At 71.7% G+C, this 16,088-nt stretch carries 14 protein-coding genes; 4 read left to right on the forward strand and 10 right to left on the reverse strand.

Features of this window, described 5'->3' with window-relative positions; translation table 11 throughout:
- Positions 1–7 precede the first annotated feature (7 nt).
- From ACFVQ0_RS32475 to ACFVQ0_RS32490, 4 genes are all read left to right on the forward strand, one after another.
- On the forward strand, positions 8–544 hold the full coding sequence (locus tag ACFVQ0_RS32475; RefSeq protein ID WP_390092784.1) for a hypothetical protein: 537 nt from the start codon (positions 8–10) through the stop codon (positions 542–544).
- Positions 541–1,062, forward strand: coding sequence for a ferritin-like domain-containing protein (locus ACFVQ0_RS32480; RefSeq protein WP_390092785.1), 522 nt, complete (start codon positions 541–543; stop codon positions 1,060–1,062). Before ACFVQ0_RS32475 ends, ACFVQ0_RS32480 begins: the two co-directional genes overlap by 4 nt.
- A 29-nt stretch (positions 1,063–1,091) precedes the next feature.
- Positions 1,092–2,024, forward strand: a complete 933-nt coding sequence (locus ACFVQ0_RS32485; protein ID WP_390092786.1) for an aminoglycoside phosphotransferase family protein — start codon at positions 1,092–1,094, stop codon at positions 2,022–2,024.
- 83 nt (positions 2,025–2,107) lie between these two features.
- Entirely contained in the window at positions 2,108–2,941 is an 834-nt protein-coding gene (locus ACFVQ0_RS32490; RefSeq protein ID WP_390092787.1) for an NAD(P)H-binding protein, read from the forward strand.
- Between the two features lie 88 nt (positions 2,942–3,029).
- Here the strand turns inward: ACFVQ0_RS32490 and ACFVQ0_RS32495 are convergent, their stop codons facing one another.
- The 10 genes from ACFVQ0_RS32495 to ACFVQ0_RS32540 form a co-directional block, all read right to left on the reverse strand.
- A complete protein-coding gene (locus ACFVQ0_RS32495) occupies positions 3,030–4,730 on the reverse strand; it encodes a proline--tRNA ligase (protein WP_390092788.1) in 1,701 nt (566 codons plus the stop codon).
- Positions 4,731–4,802: 72 nt separating this feature from the next.
- Entirely contained in the window at positions 4,803–5,369 is a 567-nt protein-coding gene (locus ACFVQ0_RS32500; protein ID WP_390092789.1) for a GNAT family N-acetyltransferase, read from the reverse strand.
- A 74-nt stretch (positions 5,370–5,443) separates the two neighbouring features.
- On the reverse strand, positions 5,444–6,289 hold the full coding sequence (locus ACFVQ0_RS32505; protein WP_390092790.1) for a GNAT family N-acetyltransferase: 846 nt from the start codon (positions 6,287–6,289) through the stop codon (positions 5,444–5,446).
- Positions 6,290–6,463: 174 nt separating this feature from the next.
- Complete coding sequence (gene ispG / locus ACFVQ0_RS32510) at positions 6,464–7,618, reverse strand: flavodoxin-dependent (E)-4-hydroxy-3-methylbut-2-enyl-diphosphate synthase (protein WP_327339290.1); 1,155 nt, start codon at positions 7,616–7,618, stop codon at positions 6,464–6,466.
- Between the two features lie 185 nt (positions 7,619–7,803).
- Entirely contained in the window at positions 7,804–9,114 is a 1,311-nt protein-coding gene (locus tag ACFVQ0_RS32515) for a M50 family metallopeptidase (RefSeq protein WP_390092791.1), read from the reverse strand.
- Complete coding sequence (gene dxr / locus ACFVQ0_RS32520) at positions 9,111–10,373, reverse strand: 1-deoxy-D-xylulose-5-phosphate reductoisomerase (protein ID WP_390092792.1); 1,263 nt, start codon at positions 10,371–10,373, stop codon at positions 9,111–9,113. The genes ACFVQ0_RS32515 and dxr overlap by 4 nt, the downstream gene beginning before the upstream one ends.
- A gap of 116 nt (positions 10,374–10,489) precedes the next feature.
- Positions 10,490–10,984 carry a nucleotidyltransferase domain-containing protein gene (locus tag ACFVQ0_RS32525; protein WP_390092793.1) on the reverse strand — a complete coding sequence of 165 codons (495 nt, stop codon included), beginning with the start codon at positions 10,982–10,984 and terminating at the stop codon, positions 10,490–10,492.
- 32 nt (positions 10,985–11,016) lie between these two features.
- Positions 11,017–12,270, reverse strand: a complete 1,254-nt coding sequence (aroA, locus tag ACFVQ0_RS32530; protein ID WP_390092794.1) for a 3-phosphoshikimate 1-carboxyvinyltransferase — start codon at positions 12,268–12,270, stop codon at positions 11,017–11,019.
- A gap of 85 nt (positions 12,271–12,355) precedes the next feature.
- A complete protein-coding gene (locus ACFVQ0_RS32535; protein WP_390092795.1) occupies positions 12,356–14,317 on the reverse strand; it encodes an acyl-CoA dehydrogenase family protein in 1,962 nt (653 codons plus the stop codon).
- Between the two features lie 224 nt (positions 14,318–14,541).
- Complete coding sequence (locus ACFVQ0_RS32540) at positions 14,542–15,987, reverse strand: aldehyde dehydrogenase family protein (RefSeq protein ID WP_390092796.1); 1,446 nt, start codon at positions 15,985–15,987, stop codon at positions 14,542–14,544.
- Positions 15,988–16,088: the final 101 nt, after the last annotated feature.

Genomic DNA, 16,088 nt, shown 5'->3' on the forward strand with positions numbered 1-16,088 from the left:
AGAACAAGTGCGGCGCACGGGGACGACGCGCAGGGGCGCGCTCACCGCGACGGGAGCGATCGCCATGGGGGCGGTGCTGGCCGGCTGCGGAGACGGTGCGGAGGACGGGGGCGGCGGCCGGAAGGGTTCCGCGCACGCCGACGCCCGGACCGCCTCCGACACCGCGGTGAAGGCGGAGACGTCGCTGCGGAAGAAGGCCGCCGGCGTATCCATGTCCCTGCTGGGGCAGTACGAGAACGTGCTCGCCGCCCATCCGGCGACCTCGGCCGGTCTCACCCCGCTGCGCGACGCCGTACGTGCCCATCTCACGGCCCTCGCCCCGGCCGGCAAGGCCACGCTCGAATTCGTCCGGACCCGGCCCGCCGGCAGTCCCCCGGAGGCCGTCAAGGCGCTGGCGGCCGCCGAGAGGCGGGCCTCGGCCTCGTACACGGAGGCTCTGCTGGACGCGCCCCCGGAGCTGGCCCGGCTGCTCGCCTCCGTCGCGGCGGCCGCCTCCGCCCACTCCTACCTGCTGACCGGACTGGCCAAGGAGACGAAGGCGTGAGCGACAAGGACGAGCGCGAGGCGACCCTCAAGGCCGCGCAGGCGGCACTGGCCGCGGAGCACGCCGCCGTGTACGGCTACGGGGTGGCGGGCGGCCGGGTCGCCACGGGCCGCCGCGCCGAGGCCACCGCCGCGCACCACGCCCACCGGGCCCGCCGCGACGCGCTGGTGCGCACGGTGCGCGGCCTGGGCGGCGAACCGGTCGCGGCGGACCCCGCGTACGCTCTGCCGTTCGCGGTACCGGGCCCGGCCGCGGCGGTACGGCTCGCCGCGGTGCTGGAGGACCGCGTCGCCGACGTCTACTCCGACCTCGTACGGGCCGCGGAGGGGCCGCTGCGGCGGGAGGCCGCCGACGCGCTGCGGGAGGCCGCGGTGCGGGCGGTGCGCTGGCGGGGCAGCGGCGTACCCTTTCCCGGGCTCGTCGAGCGGGCCGCCGACGGTTCCCGCAAGGACGGTGCCGGTGAGAAGGACGCGGCGACGGGTGCCGACGCGAAGAGCCGGACCGGCACGACGCGCTGAAGCAGGCTCTGAAAGGGAACACAGCACGTATGGGTTTTGAACCGCCGCAGCGTCTGGTGCGAGCGCTCGGCGAGTCGTACGGGGATACGGCCGCCGGGGAATGGCTCGCGGAGCTTCCCGCACTGACCGGTCAGGCGCTGGACCGGGCGGGCCGGGAGCTGTCCGTGGACCGGGTCGCCGCCCCGGGCGGGCGCAGCAGCCTGGTCCTGCTGGTGCGGGGCGCAGACGGTGCCCCGGCGGCGCTGAAGATCTCTCCGTCGGGGGCCGCGCCCGAGCTCGAAAGGGCGGCGCTGGCGCACTGGAACGGCTGGGGCGCGGTCCAGCTGATCGCACCGGGTGAGGAGCTGCTCCCCGGGGATCGCGGCGCCGGCGCCCTGCTGCTGGAGCGGCTGCACCCCGAGGTGTCGCTGCGGTCGCTGCCCGAGGCGAAGGCCCTGCTGGAGGCGGCGGGCACGGTGCGGCGGCTGTGGGTCGAGCCGCCCGCCGGTCACGCCTTCGAGACGGTCGCGGAGCGGACCGCGCGGCGGACCGCTCCGATGCTGGCCGCCGCGGAGGCGGAGCCGGACCTGGAGCCGCTGGTCTCGGCTGCCCTGGCGGTGCGCGGGGAGCTGGTCGCGGACTCCCCCGAAACCCTGCTGCTCCACGGCAACTTCCGGCAGAGCAAGGTGCTCTCGGGCGAGCGCGCGCCCTGGCTGACGGTCGGGCCCGAACCGGTGGTCGGTGAGCGGGCCTACGATCTGGCGCGGCTGGTCCGGGACCGGGTGGAGGATCTGATCGCCTCCTCCGGTGGCGCGATGACGGCCCGGCGCAGGATCAAGCGGCTCGCGGAGTCGCTGGACGTGGACCGCGAGCGGCTGCACGGCTGGACGCTGTTCCGCGCGGTGGAGTCGGGCACCCGGGCGCTGGCCGCCGGCCGCCGCCAGGAGGGCGAAGTGACAATGGAGTTCGCGGGCTGGCTGTAGCTCCGGGACGCTTATTGACCTGAAGCGGGATTGAGGTCCTAGCGTGCCGTCAGGTTCATCATCTGACGACGGGAAACGCACTCATGATCCTCGTGACCGGAACCACCGGAAACATCGGCAGTGCCCTGCTGAAGGAACTGCACGCGCACGGTGCCGGGCCGCTGCGGGGGCTCACCCGCGATGCCGCGCGGGCCGTCTTCCCCGAAGGCGTCGAGGCCGTGGAGGGCGACTTCGCGGACGCCGCGTCGCTGAAGCCCGCGCTGGACGGGGTGCGCTCGATGTTCCTGGTGTCGCGTCTGGGCCCGGACGCCGACATCCTCGACGCGGCCCGGCAGGCGGGTGTGCACCACGTCGTGCTGGTGTCTTCCATTACCGTCCGGACCCACCCTCGGCTCGGCCCGGCCGGCGAGAACCTCGCGGTGGAGCGGCTGCTCAGGGCGAGCGGCATGGACTGGACGATCCTGCGGCCGACGCAGTTCGCCTCGAACGCGCTGATGTGGGCGTCGGCTGTCCGGGGCCACGAGACCGTGCGTGCGCCGTACGCGGACGTCGCGCTGCCGACCGTCCACCCCGCGGACATCGCGTCGGTGGCGCGGGTGGCGCTGACCGAGCCGGGCCACCAGGGGGCCACGTACGCCCTGACCGGTCCGGAGCCGGTGAGCGCCCGGCAGCAGGCCGAGGCCATCGGGGCAGCGCTGGGCCGGGAGGTCCCCTTCGCCGCCATCAGCCGTCAGGAGGCCCACGCGCAGATGGCTGCGGTCTTCGGGGCGGAGGCCGCGGACGCGGTGCTGGATGTGACCGGCGGCGATGTGAACGACGAGCTGCTGAGGGTGCGCGACACGGTTGCGCGGGTCACCGGAGCGCCGGCCCGCCCGTTCCGGCAGTGGGCCGCGGAGAACGCCGCCGCCTTCCGCTGACGCGCCCGGTCCCGGTCCGGCAGCACTTCGTCCCGCCGGACGGGCCGACGGGACGAAGTGGTGTGTGCGTCTACGGAATGCGGTGTGGTCAGCCCTGCTCGGTGAGGCGGGCGATCGCCTCGTCGACCGTGAGCTCCTCGCGCTCGCCGGTGCGGCGGTCCTTGAGCTCCAGGACGCCCTCGGCCGAGCGGCGGCCGGCGACCAGGATCTTCGGGACGCCGATCAGCTCGGAGTCGGTGAACTTGACGCCGGGCGAGACGCCCGCGCGGTCGTCGACCAGGACGCGCAGACCGGCCGCGTTCAGCTTCTCGGAGACGTCGAGGGCCAGCTCGGTCTGGAGGGCCTTGCCCGCGGCGACCACGTGCACATCGGCCGGGGCGATCTCGCGGGGCCAGCACAGGCCCTTGTCGTCGGCGGTCTGCTCGGCGAGGGCGGCCACCGCGCGGGAGACGCCGATGCCGTACGAGCCCATCGTGACGCGGACGGGCTTGCCCTGCTGGCCGAGGACGTCGAGGGAGAAGATGTCGGCGTACTTGCGGCCGAGCTGGAAGATGTGGCCGATCTCGATGGCGCGGTCCACCTGGAGGCCGGTGCCGCACTTGGGGCAGGGGTCGCCCGCCTCGACTACGACGACGTCGAGGTAGTCGTCGACCTCGAAGTCACGGCCCGCGACGACGTTCTTCGCGTGCTTGCCGTCCTTGTTGGCGCCCGTGATCCACGCGGTACCGGCGGCGATGCGGGGGTCGGCGATGTAGCGGACCTTCTCCAGGCCCTGCGGTCCGACGTAGCCGCGCACCAGGTCGGGGCGGCCCACGAAGTCCTCCGCGGTGACCAGCTCGACGACGGCGGGGGCCAGGTGCTCACCGAGCTTGCCGAGGTCGACCTCGCGGTCACCCGGCACGCCCACGGCCACGATCTCGCCGTCGACCTTGACCAGGAGGTTCTTCAGGGTGGCGGAGGCCGGGACGCCGAGGTGGGCGGCGAGGGTCTCGATGGTCGGGGTGTCGGGGGTGTCCAGCTCCTCGACGGGGCCGGTGGCCGAGCCGTCGACCGGGGTGGCGTTGAACGTCACGGCCTCGGTGTTGGCGGCGTAGTCGCAGTTCGGGCAGTCGACGAAGGTGTCCTCACCGGCGGGCGCGGGCGCGAGGAACTCCTCGGAGGCCGAGCCGCCCATGGCACCGGAGACGGCGGAGACGATGCGGTGGTCGAGGCCGAGCCGCTCGAAGATCCGGATGTAGGCGCCGCGGTGCAGCTGGTACGCCTCCGCCAGACCCTCGTCCGTGGTGTCGAAGGAGTACGAGTCCTTCATCTGGAACTCGCGGCCGCGCAGCACTCCGGCGCGGGGGCGGGCCTCGTCGCGGTACTTGGTCTGGATCTGGTAGAGGATCACCGGCAGGTCCTTGTAGGACGAGCACATGTCCTTGACGACCTGGGTGAAGACCTCCTCGTGGGTGGGGCCGAGGAGGTAGTCGGCGCCCTTGCGGTCCTGGAGGCGGAAGAGCAGGTCGCCGTACTCGTCGTAGCGGCCGCTCGCCTCGTACGCCTCCTTGGGGAGCAGCGCGGGGAGCAGCACCTCTTGGCCGCCGATGGCGTCCATCTCCTCGCGGACGACGCGGCTGACGTTTTCGAGAACCTTCTTGCCGAGCGGCAGCCAGGACCAGATGCCGGCGGCGGTGCGACGTACGTATCCGGCCCGGACGAGCAGCTTGTGGTTGAGCGTCTCGGCGTCCGCCGGGTCGTCGCGCAGTGTCTTGATCATCAATCGGGACATGCGCTGGACCTGGGCCATGGTGAACTCCTGCTCGGAAGGGTGATGGCCCCGAGGTTAGCCGGGCGGCCCGCGCGGGCGGAAATCGATTGCTCAGCGGCGGCGCAGTGGAAGCGGTGCGCCCATGACCGCGTACGGCTTGGGTGCGCTGGGGAAGAGCACCTGCCGGGCCAGGTCCTGGTAGCCGAGCGAGCGGTACAGGCCGCGGGCCGGGCTCTCCGTGTCGATCGCGGAGAGGATGGAGCGGGGCTGGTCCACGGCGTCGGTGATGGTGGTGATCAGGGCCCGGCCGGTCCCCCGGTTCTGGAACTCCGGGTGGACGTGGAGTTCGGTGATGACGAAGGAGTCGTCGAGCCAGTGCGCGGAGCCGGTGGCGCGCAGATAGGGCTCGACGACGGTGGACCACCAGTGGCCGCGTTCGTTCGGCATGCCGTAGACGAAGCCGACGAGCCGGTCGTCGGGGGTCAGGGCGCCCAGCGCGCGGGCGTGGGGGTGGTCGAGGTGTCTGAGGACGATGTGGCGGCGTACTTCGATCTCGTCGGGGCCGAGGCCGAAGGCGACGGCCTGGACGGCGAGTGCCTCGTCCACGCGTGCGGCGAGATCGATCGGTTCGATCCGGACGCTGGGTGTGTGGGGGCCGCCCCCGGAAGCTGCTGCCATGGACAGACCCTACTGTCCGTCGCGGCGGGCGGGATACGGGCCGGGGAGGGACGGGGTCCGCGCGGGCGGCCGGGTCAGAACAGGACGCTCATGAACGCGCCGACCTCGCGGAAGCCGATCCGGCTGTACGACTTGCGCGCGGGGGTGTTGTAGTCGTTGACGTACAGGCTGACGATCGGCGCGACCTCGGTCAGCGCGTGGCGCAGGACGGCCGCCATACCGGTCTCCGAGTAGCCGCGGCCGCGGAATTCGGGGGCCACCCAGACTCCCTGGATCTGGCAGGCCTGCGGGGTGGTGGCACCGATCTCGGCCTTGAAGACGACTTTGCCGTCCTCGATCCGGGCGAAGGAGCGGCCGGCGGCGATGAGTTCCGCGACGCGGGCCTGGTAGAGGAGTCCGCCGTCGCCGGCGAGCGGGGAGATGCCGACCTCCTCGGTGAACATGGCGACGCAGGCGGGCATCAGGACGTCCATCTCGTCCTTGCGGACGCGGCGGACCTGCCGGTCGGGCGCCACCTCTGCGGAGGGGCTGTCCGCGACCATGAGCGGCTGGTTGGCCCGGACCTCGCGGGCGGGGCCCCAGCCCGGTTCGAGCAGCCGCCACAGCTGTGCGGTGGGCTCGGCGGGGCCGACGATCGAGGAGCAGCGGCGGCCTGCCCTGCGGGCCCGGTCCGCGAAGGCCCTGACGGCTTCGGGTCCGGCGCAGATGGGGACGAGGTTGGCCCCGGAGTAGCAGAGGGAGCGCAGCTGCCCGTTGGCGTACCAGCCCCACATCTCGCCGCCGAGGCGCCAGGGGTCGAGGCCCGCGATCTGGACCCGGGAGGTCACGAAGGCGTTGGCTACGGGTTCGCTCTCCAGCACCGCGAGGGCGGCGCCGAGGTCGCTGGGTTCGAGGACCCGAGTGGTGGTCTGCGTCAACACGAGGGGGCCTCACCATGCGGTCTGCTGATTTCCGCACTGTACCGAAAGAGCCCGTGGAGCGCCGCTCGTGGCCCTGAACGGCAGCTGCGGAAGGCGGTGACCCTGCTCACGGGCAACGCCCCGCGGACGATTCTCCGGCGGGGCGCTGTCGCGAGTTCCATGGGGTGGACGGGGTCAGCTGATGGAGACCTCGGGCTCGCCGGAGGCGATGCCGTCCTTCTCCATCTGCTCGGCGATCTTGAGGGCTTCCTCGATGAGGGTCTCGACGATCTTCGACTCGGGCACCGTCTTGATGATCTCGCCCTTGACGAAGATCTGGCCCTTGCCGTTGCCGGAGGCGACGCCGAGGTCGGCCTCGCGGGCCTCGCCGGGGCCGTTGACGACGCAGCCCATCACGGCGACCCGCAGGGGCACCTCCATGCCCTCCAGACCGGCGCTGACCTGGTCCGCGAGCTTGTACACGTCCACCTGGGCGCGACCGCAGGACGGGCAGGACACGATCTCAAGGCGGCGCTGCTTCAGGTTCAGCGACTCCAGGATCTGGAGCCCGACCTTGACCTCCTCCGCGGGCGGCGCGGACAGCGAGACGCGGATCGTGTCACCGATGCCCTCGCTCAGCAGCGCGCCGAAGGCGACGGCGGACTTGATGGTGCCCTGGAACGCCGGTCCGGCCTCGGTGACGCCGAGGTGGAGCGGGTAGTCGCTCTGCGCGGCGAGCTGGCGGTAGGCGTTGACCATCACGACCGGGTCGTTGTGCTTGACCGAGATCTTGATGTCGCGGAAGCCGTGCTCCTCGAAGAGGGACGCCTCCCACAGGGCCGACTCGACGAGTGCCTCGGGGGTCGCCTTGCCGTACTTCTTCAGCAGCCGCGCGTCGAGCGAGCCGGCGTTCACGCCGATCCGGATCGGGGTCCCGGCGTCCTTGGCGGCCCGCGCGATCTCCTTCACCTTGTCGTCGAACTGCTTGATGTTGCCGGGGTTCACCCGCACCGCCGCGCAGCCCGCGTCGATCGCCGCGAACACGTACTTCGGCTGGAAGTGGATGTCAGCGATGACCGGGATCTGCGACTTGGAGGCGATCGTCTTGAGCGCGTCCGCGTCGTCCTGGGTCGGGCACGCCACCCGCACGATCTGACAGCCGGAGGCCGTCAGCTCCGCGATCTGCTGCAGCGTCGCGCCGATGTCGGACGTGCGTGTCGTCGTCATCGACTGCACCGAAACCGGCGCGTCCCCGCCGACCGCCACCGATCCGACCTGGATCTTGCGGCTGACCCGCCGTACGGCGAGCTGGGTCGGAACGGTAGGCATTCCGAGAGAAATCGCAGTCATGCGCTGAGCATCCCCAAGGTTTGGATCAACGTCCCGAGATCGGCGGGCTCCGGTCTTCGAGGTTACGGCACCGAGGACAACATGAGGCACACGGCGTCCGGCGTCCGCACAAAATGTGGGCCACCGGACGCATCAGGCGCACAGGCCGTCACTCGGGATACATCGGGTGCGTCCGCCGCGCCGGGTCAGGTGATCTTGACCGGATTGACGACGTCGGCGACCAGCACGAGCAGCGTGAAGCAGATGAACACCCCGGCGACCACGTAGGCGACGGGCATCAGCTTGGCGACGTCGAAGGGGCCCGGGTCGGGCCGCTTGAAGACGCGCGCCGCGTTCCGGCGGAGGGCCTCCCACAGGGCTCCCGCGATGTGACCGCCGTCCAGCGGCAGCAGCGGCAGCATGTTGAAGAGGAACAGCGAGAGGTTGAAGCCGGCCAGCAGGAACAGCATCATCGCGATCTGGTTCTGCGCCGGCACGTCCAGCGTCATCACCTCGCCGCCGATCCTGGCCGCGCCGACGACGCCCACCGGGGAGTCGTCCGCGCGCTCGCCGCCGTCGAAGGCCGCGTTCCAGAGGGCGGGGATCTTGGACGGCAGGGCGACGATCGAGTCGACGCCGTTCTCGAACATGTCGCCCATGCGGACGACCGAGTCACCGAAGGAGAGCGGAATGATCTTCGTCTGCGCGGCGAATCCGAGGTAGCCGGCGGAGACGAACTTGCCGGGGATCACCTCGCCGTCGGAGTCCTTCTTCGCCACCGCGTTCTTCTTGAGCACGGCGTGCAGGGTCTGCTCCCGGCCGTCCCGCTGGACCGTGATGGTGGCGGGGCCGATCGTGTCGCGGATCTTGTCGGAGAGGACGGACCACTCGTCGACCGGCTGCCCGTTGAACGCGACGATCTTGTCGCCCTCCCGGAGCCCGGCCGCCTGGGCGGGCGAGACCGGGTCGGACGACTTGCAGGTCTCGCGCTTCTCGCTCTGCGAGATGACGCACTTCTGGACGCCGGCGACCTCGGTCGTCTGGGTCTGGAAACCGAAGGTCATGGCCACGCCGAGGAAGATCGCGACGGCCAGGACCAGGTTCATGAACGGTCCGGCGAACATGACGATCACGCGCTTCCACGGCTTGCGCGTGTAGAAGAGGCGCTTCTCGTCGCCCGGCTCCAGCTCCTCGAAGGCGGCCGATCTGGCGTCCTCGATCATGGAGCGCCACGGCGACGTGGAACGTGCCTCGATCCGGCCGTCGGGCCCCGGCGGGAACATCCCGATCATGCGGATGTAGCCGCCCGCCGGAATGGCCTTGAACCCGTACTCGGTGTCGCCCTTCTTGCGCGACCAGATCGTCGGGCCGAAGCCGACCATGTACTGGGGTACGCGGATGCCGAAGAGCTTGGCGGTCGAGAGGTGTCCCAGCTCGTGCCAGGCGATGGAGAAGAGCAGTCCGACGACGAAGACGGCGATACCCAGAACGGTCAACAGGACCGACGTCATACTCATGCGCGCGCCTCCGCTGCGGCCTCGGCCGAGAGTTCCCGGGCCCGGGTCCGCGCCCAGGCCTCCGCTTCAAGGACGTCCGCGACGGTCAGTGAAGTTCCCGTCGGGGGTGTTCCGTGTTCGGCCACCACCGCGGTGACGGTGTCCATGATGCCGTTGAACGGGAGGCGTCCGGACAGGAAGGCGTCCACGCACTCCTCGTTGGCCGCGTTGAACACCGCCGGTGCGGTGCCGCCCAGGGTGCCCACGTGCCGGGCGAGGCCGACGGACGGGAACGCCTCGGTGTCCAGCGGGAAGAACTCCCAGGACGAGGCCTTCGTCCAGTCGAAGGCGGGGGCGGCGTCCGGGACGCGCTGCGGCCAGCCGAGGCCGATGGCGATCGGTCCGCTCATGTCGGGCGGGGTGGCCTGGGCGAGGGTCGAGCCGTCGGTGAACTCCACCATGGAGTGGACGTAGGACTGGGGGTGGACCACCACCTCGATCCGGTCGAAGGGGATGTCGTAGAGGAGGTGCGCCTCGATGACCTCAAGCCCCTTGTTGACCAGGGTCGCGGAGTTGACCGTGATGACCGGGCCCATCGCCCAGGTCGGGTGCGCGAGCGCCTGCTCCCTGGTGACGTCCGCCAGCTCGCTCCTGGTGCGGCCGCGGAACGGGCCGCCGGACGCGGTGACCACGAGCTTGCGGACATCGCTGCGCTTGCCGGCCGCCAGCGCCTGGAAGAGGGCGGCGTGCTCGGAGTCGACCGGAATGATCTGGCCCGGCGCGGCCAGCTCCTTGACCAGCGGGCCGCCGACGATGAGCGACTCCTTGTTGGCGAGGGCCAGGGTGCGGCCCGCCCTGAGCGCGGCCAGGGTGGGCGCAAGGCCGATCGAGCCGGTGATCCCGTTGAGCACGGTGTGGCAGTCACTGGCGGCCAGCTCGGTGGCCGCGTCCGGACCGGCGAGGATCTCCGGGAGCCGCTCCTCGGTTCCGTACTCCTGTCGCAGCGCCTCGCGCAGGGCGGGGACCGCTTCGGGGGCGGCGACCGCGACCGTACGCACCCGTAGGCGGCGGGCCTGTGCGGCGAGGAGGGCGACCCGGCCGCCCGCCGCCGATAGCGCGGTGACCCGGAAGCGGTCGGGATTGCGCAGCACCAGGTCGATGGCCTGGGTGCCGATGGACCCGGTGGAGCCGAGGATGACGAGATCCCGGCGGCCTTCCACGGCGTCGAAGACGAGGTGCGGGTCTGCGAGGGGGGCAGGGCTGTCGCTCATGCCCCCCATTGTTGCCGCATCCGCGGGGTGCGTGGACACGGCTTCACTCATACCGTGGCAGCCGGTGCTCGGTCGCCGGCTCCCGTCGTCCGTGGCGCTCCGGTGGTGCCGCGTGCCGGTGGCGCTCAGAAGTGCGTGGTCACGCCGAACTCCGCGCGCAGCCGGGCCATGTCGTGGAGGTCGGCCGGGCCGGGTTCGTACCCCTGGTGGAACTCGATCTGCCGGTGCACCGAGATGCAGCGCACCCGGGTCCCGCCGATGGTGCCGGTGACGAAGCACTCCGCCGGGTAGCGGAAGGGCTCATCCGGGTCGAGCGAGGACTGGAGCGCCGAGCCGTCGGGGGCGAACCGCAGGGGGTGCAGGTCGATCTCCGGCCCGGAGGGGTGGCTGAGGACGAACCGGACGGGGCGCCAGTCGAGCGTCTCCGCGTAGCCGACGGCCGTCAGGGCGGCGACGAGGGCGGGTTCCTGTTCCTCGCGGTGCAGCAGGTCGAGGTCCCGGTGGCCGCGGGTCTCGGCGCCGAGCAGGGCGTCGATCCCCCAGCCGCCGGCGATCACCACATCCGTACCGGCCGCACGCAGCACGGACAGGACGGACAGCACATCGGCGGCGGACATCATGGCCGGGACCCTATCCACGTCCGCCCGTCGGTTCATCCGCTTTTCCCGAGGTCCTTCGCGAACGCGGCGAACTCCTCGTGGAAGCGCGGGTACGTCTTGCGTACGCAGCCGGGGTCGTCGTAGCCGAGGCCCGGCGTACGCAGTCCCGCGACGGCGAAGGACATGACGATGCGGTGATCGCCGTGGGTGGCGATCTCGGCGGCGCGCGGGGTGCCGGGCAGGATCTCGATCCAGTCGGGGCCGGTCGCGACGGTGATGCCCATCCGCCGCAGGTTCTCCGCGCACGCCTCCAGCCGGTCGCACTCCTTGACCCGGGTGTTGCCGACGTCCTCGATGCGTACCGGCCCCGAGGCGTACGGGGCGATCGCCGCGAGCGTCGGCATGGTGTCGGAGATGTCGCGCATGTTGACGGTGAGGCCGTGGAGCGTGCCGGTGGAGCGGACCGTGGTCGATTCGGCGGTGGTGCGCACCTCCGCGCCCATCCTCCGCAGTACGCCGGTGAAGGCCAGATCGCCCTGGAGGGCGTCCGTGCCGAGGCCGGGGACGGTGACCTCGCCGCCCGTGAGGGCCGCGGCGGCGAAGAAGTAGCTCGCGGTGGAGGCGTCCGGCTCGATCGCGTAGCCGGTGGCCCGGTAGCCGCCGGGCGGCACGGTGAAGACGTTGCCGCCGGGGCCGCTCCGGGTGACCTCGACGCCGAAGCTGCGCATCATCGCCAGGGTGATCTCGATGTAGGGCGCGGAGACCAGTTCCGTGACGGTGATCCGCAGTCCGGTCTCCGTCAGCGGTCCGAGCATCAGCAGCGCGGTGAGGTACTGGCTGGACTGCCCGGCGTCCAGGGTCAGTTCGCCGCCCTTGATGCCCGCGGCCCTGATCCGCAGCGGGTGGTGGCCCTCGGCCGCCTCGTGGTGGAGGTCGACGCCGAGGAAGCGCAGCGCATCGGTGAGCGGGGCGAGGGGGCGGCGGCGCATCTGGGGGGAGGCGTCGAAGCGGTAGCTGCCGCTCGCGCCGGCCGCGGCGAGGGTGGGCAGGAAGCGGGCCGTGGTCGCTCCGTCGCGGCAGTAGATGTCGGCCTCCGCGGCGGCGGGTCCGCCGGGGCGGCCCTCGATCCGCCACCGGTCCGGTTCCTGGGCCACCCGGTAGCCGAGGCCGGTGAGCCCCTGTGCGAAGCCCTCGGTGTCGTCCGAGCTCAGCGGGCGTACGAGGGTGCTGGTGCCGTTCGCGGCGGCGGCCAGGAAGAGGGCGCGCGCGGTGACGGACTTGGAACCGGGGACGTGGATGACGGTCACGGGACCCCATCCTGCCCCGCCTGCCCCCGGAACGGCCGGGCGCGTCCAGCGGGTGGACGCGCCCGGCCGTTCCGGGGCCGGTGGCTCAGCGGATGGGCCGGTGCACGTTGTCGCGGGTGGAGGGGCCGGGGGTGGCGTCGGCGATCCACGGGCCTTCGCCGCTCGGGTCGATGATGCCCTCCTCCAGCCAGGTGTACGTGCCCGAGAGGACGCCCTCGACGACGCGCCGGTCCAGGTCGTCGGTGTTGGACCAGAGGCGGGTGAAGAGTTCCTCGACCCGGACGCGGGACTGGTGGCAGAAGGCGTCCGCGAGCTGGTAGGCCTCGCGGCCGTGGTCGTCGCCGGTGCGCAGGAGTTCGGCCCGGACGCAGGCGGCGCTCATGGCGAAGAGTTCCGCGCCGATGTCGACGATCCGGCCGAGGAAGCCCTGTTTGGTCTCCATCCGGCCCTGCCAGCGCGACATGGCGTAGAAGGTGGAGCGGGCCAGCTTGCGGGAGGAGCGCTCGACGTAGCGCAGATGTCCGGAGAGGTCGGCGTGGCCGGCCGGGTTGAACTCCGCGTAGGTGCCGGGGAGCTGTCCGGGTCCAGCGACGAGCTTGGGCAGCCAGCGGGCGTAGAAGCCGGCGGCGTTGGCGCCCGCCCTCGCCTTGGCGGAGAGCGGCTTGTCGGGGTCGATGATGTCCCCGGCGACCTTCAGGTGGGCGTCGACCGCCTCGCGGGCGATCAGCAGGTGCATGATCTCCGTCGAGCCCTCGAAGATCCGGTTGATGCGCATGTCCCGGAGCATCTGCTCGGCGGGGACGGCCCGTTCGCCTCTGGCGGCGAGGGAATCCGCCGTCTCGAAGCCCCGGCCGCCGCGGATCTGGACGAGCTCGTCGGCCATCAGGCAGCCCATCTCTGAGCCCAGCAGCTTGGCGAGCGCGGCCTCGATCCGGATGTCGTTGCGGTTCTCGTCGGCCATCTGGGAGGCGAGGTCGACGACCGCTTCGAGGGCGAAGGTGGTCGCGGCGATGAAGGAGATCTTCGAGCCGACCGCCTCGTGCCGGGCGACCGGCCTGCCCCACTGCTCGCGGACCGCCGACCACTCGCGGGCGATCTTCAGGCACCACTTACCGGAGCCGACGCACATCGCGGGCAGCGAGAGCCGCCCGGTGTTGAGGGTGGTGAGCGCGATCTTGAGCCCGGCGCCCTCCGGTCCGATGCGGTTCGCGGCGGGGACGCGCACCTGGTGGAAGCGGGTGACGCCGTTCTCCAGACCGCGCAGGCCCATGAAGGCGTTCCGGTTCTCCACGGTGATGCCCGGGGAGTCCGCCTCGACCACGAAGGCGGTGATGCCGCCCTTGTGGCCCTCGGACTCCGGGACCCGGGCCATGGCGACGAGGAGGTCCGCGACGACCCCGTTGGTCGTCCACAGCTTCACCCCGTCGAGCACGTAGTCGGAGCCGTCCGGTACGGCGGAGGTGGCAAGGCGGGCCGGGTCGGAGCCGACGTCCGGTTCGGTCAGCAGGAACGCCGAGATGTCGGTACGGGCCAGCCGGGGCAGGAAGGTGTCCTTCTGCTCCTGGCTGCCGAAGATCTTCAGCGGCTGGGGCACACCGATGGACTGGTGGGCGGAGAGGAGGGCACCGATCGCCGGGCTGGCGGAGCCGGCCAGGGCGAGGGCCTTGTTGTAGTACACCTGGGTCAGGCCAAGACCGCCGTACTTCACGTCGATCTTCATGCCCAGCGCGCCGAGTTCCTTGAGGCCGTTGACCACCTCGTCGGGGATCTTCGCCTCGCGCTCGATCAGTGCGCCGTCGACCTTCCTGTCGCAGAACTCGCGCAGCCGGGAGAGGAACTCCTCGCCCCGCCGGACGTCCTCGCCGGCCGGCAGCGGATGCGGATGGATCAGGTCCAGGCGGAAGCGGCCCAGGAAGAGTTCCTTGGCGAAACTGGGTTTGTGCCAGTCCCGTTCACGCGCGTCCTCGGCCACCTGGCGCGCCTCGCGCTCGGAGACCTTGGGGGTGTGCCGGCGCTCGGAGGGCCGTTGTGCGGATGGTGCGGACATGAGGAGCTCACCTCGCCGCTTCGTCTTCGTCGGGGGTCTACTGCTCGTCTGTTGGCCTACTTGTCCGTATGTACCTGATTACGGCCGGTGCCACCATCGTCGGGACGCCGATCGGGTCGCGCGCCACTCAAGTGCCCCGGCCCGCTCGCGGAAAACCGGAACGGCCGGAGCCCCCGCACAGTGGGCTCCGGCCGTCCGGTCGCGGCCCCCGCGGGCCGCGGGGACTACAGGGCGAGACCGGTGAGGACCAGGACCCGCTCGTAGGTGTAGTCGTCCATCGCGTACCGGACACCCTCGCGGCCGATGCCGGACTGCTTGGTGCCGCCGTACGGCATCTGGTCCGCGCGGTACGAGGGCACGTCGCCGATGATCACGCCGCCGACCTCCAGCGCGCGGTGGGCGCGGAAGGCGGTCTGCAGGTCGTGGGTGAAGACGCCTGCCTGGAGGCCGTACTTGGAGGAGTTGACGGAGGCGAACGCCTCGGCCTCGCCGTCGACCTTCTGTACCGAGAGCACCGGTCCGAAGACCTCCTCGCAGGAGAGGCTGACGCCGTCGGGGAGGTCGGTGAGGACGGTCGGCGCGTAGGTCGCCCCGTCGCGCTTCCCGCCGGTGAGCAGCTTGCCTCCGGCCTGTACGGCCTCGTCGACCCAGGACTCGACGCGCTTGGCCGCGTCCTCGTTGACCAGCGGGCCGACGTCGGTGGCGGCGTCGGACGGGTCGCCGGTGACCTGGGCCTCCACGGCCGCGACGATCTTCGGGAGCAGCCGGTCGTAGACGGCGGCGTCCGCGATGACGCGCTGTACGGAGATGCAGGACTGGCCGCCCTGGTAGTTGGAGAAGGTCGCGATGCGGTTCGCGGCCCAGTCCAGGTCCGCCTCGGAGGCGTAGTCGGCGAGGACGACCGCCGCGCCGTTGCCGCCGAGCTCCAGGGTGCAGTGCTTGCGCGGCACCGAGTCCATGATCGAGTAGCCGACCGGGGCGGAGCCGGTGAACGAGATCACCGGCAGCCGCTCGTCCTGGACGAGGGCGGGCATCCGGTCGTTGGGGACCGTCAGCACGGACCAGGAACCGGCCGGCAGCTCGGTCTCCGCCAGCAGCTCGCCCAGGATCAGCGACGAGATCGGGGTGGCCGGGGCGGGCTTCAGGATGATCGGGGCGCCGACGGCGATGGCCGGGGCGACCTTGTGGGCGCTGAGGTTCAGCGGGAAGTTGAACGGTGCGATGCCCAGGACCGTGCCGCGCGGGAAGCGGCGGGTGAGGCCGAGCCGGCCGGTGCCGCCGGCGTCGGTGTCCAGGCGCTGGGCCTCGCCGCCGTTGAAGCGGCGGGCTTCCTCGGAGGCGAAGCGGAACACCGAGACGGCACGGCCGACCTCGCCGCGCGCCCACTTGACGGGCTTGCCGTTCTCGGCGGAGATCAGCTGGGCGATCTCCTCGGTGCGCTCGGTGAGCCGGCGGGCGACGTGGTCGAGCGCGGCGGCGCGTACGTGGGCCGGGGTGGCGGCGAACTCCTCGCGCACCGCGTGGGCGGCGGCCACCGCCTCTTCGACCTGGGCCTCAGTGGGCACGGCGACGGTACCGACGAGGCGGCCGTCCCAGGAGTTGGTGACGTCGAAAGTCTCTTCGCCGGTGGCCTCGCGGCCGGCCAGCCAGAAGGCGTGGGTGGAGGTCATGGAGGTTCCGGCCCTTCGATGTCGTGGGGTGTTCCGTCCCCCACCGTAGGGGCGCGCCGTCCACCTGGCGTTTGTCCGGCGTGGAGCAGAGGCGCTCCGGG

The organism is Streptomyces sp. NPDC057900, from assembly GCF_042887885.1.
Taxonomy (GTDB): domain Bacteria; phylum Actinomycetota; class Actinomycetes; order Streptomycetales; family Streptomycetaceae; genus Streptomyces.

Excerpts from the sequence above, each read along its gene's own strand:
- ispG (WP_327339290.1), bottom strand. The coding sequence starts at position 7,618 with ATGACTGCGATTTCTCTCGGAATGCCTACCGTTCCGACCCAGCTCGCC.
- ACFVQ0_RS32540 (WP_390092796.1), bottom strand. The coding sequence starts at position 15,987 with ATGACCTCCACCCACGCCTTCTGGCTGGCCGGCCGCGAGGCCACCGGC.
- ACFVQ0_RS32515 (WP_390092791.1), bottom strand. The coding sequence starts at position 9,114 with ATGAGTATGACGTCGGTCCTGTTGACCGTTCTGGGTATCGCCGTCTTC.
- ACFVQ0_RS32485 (WP_390092786.1), top strand. The coding sequence starts at position 1,092 with ATGGGTTTTGAACCGCCGCAGCGTCTGGTGCGAGCGCTCGGCGAGTCG.
- ACFVQ0_RS32490 (WP_390092787.1), top strand. The coding sequence starts at position 2,108 with ATGATCCTCGTGACCGGAACCACCGGAAACATCGGCAGTGCCCTGCTG.
- ACFVQ0_RS32500 (WP_390092789.1), bottom strand. The coding sequence starts at position 5,369 with ATGGCAGCAGCTTCCGGGGGCGGCCCCCACACACCCAGCGTCCGGATC.
- ACFVQ0_RS32535 (WP_390092795.1), bottom strand. The coding sequence starts at position 14,317 with ATGTCCGCACCATCCGCACAACGGCCCTCCGAGCGCCGGCACACCCCC.
- ACFVQ0_RS32495 (WP_390092788.1), bottom strand. The coding sequence starts at position 4,730 with ATGGCCCAGGTCCAGCGCATGTCCCGATTGATGATCAAGACACTGCGC.
- ACFVQ0_RS32525 (WP_390092793.1), bottom strand. The coding sequence starts at position 10,984 with ATGATGTCCGCCGCCGATGTGCTGTCCGTCCTGTCCGTGCTGCGTGCG.
- dxr (WP_390092792.1), bottom strand. The coding sequence starts at position 10,373 with ATGGGGGGCATGAGCGACAGCCCTGCCCCCCTCGCAGACCCGCACCTC.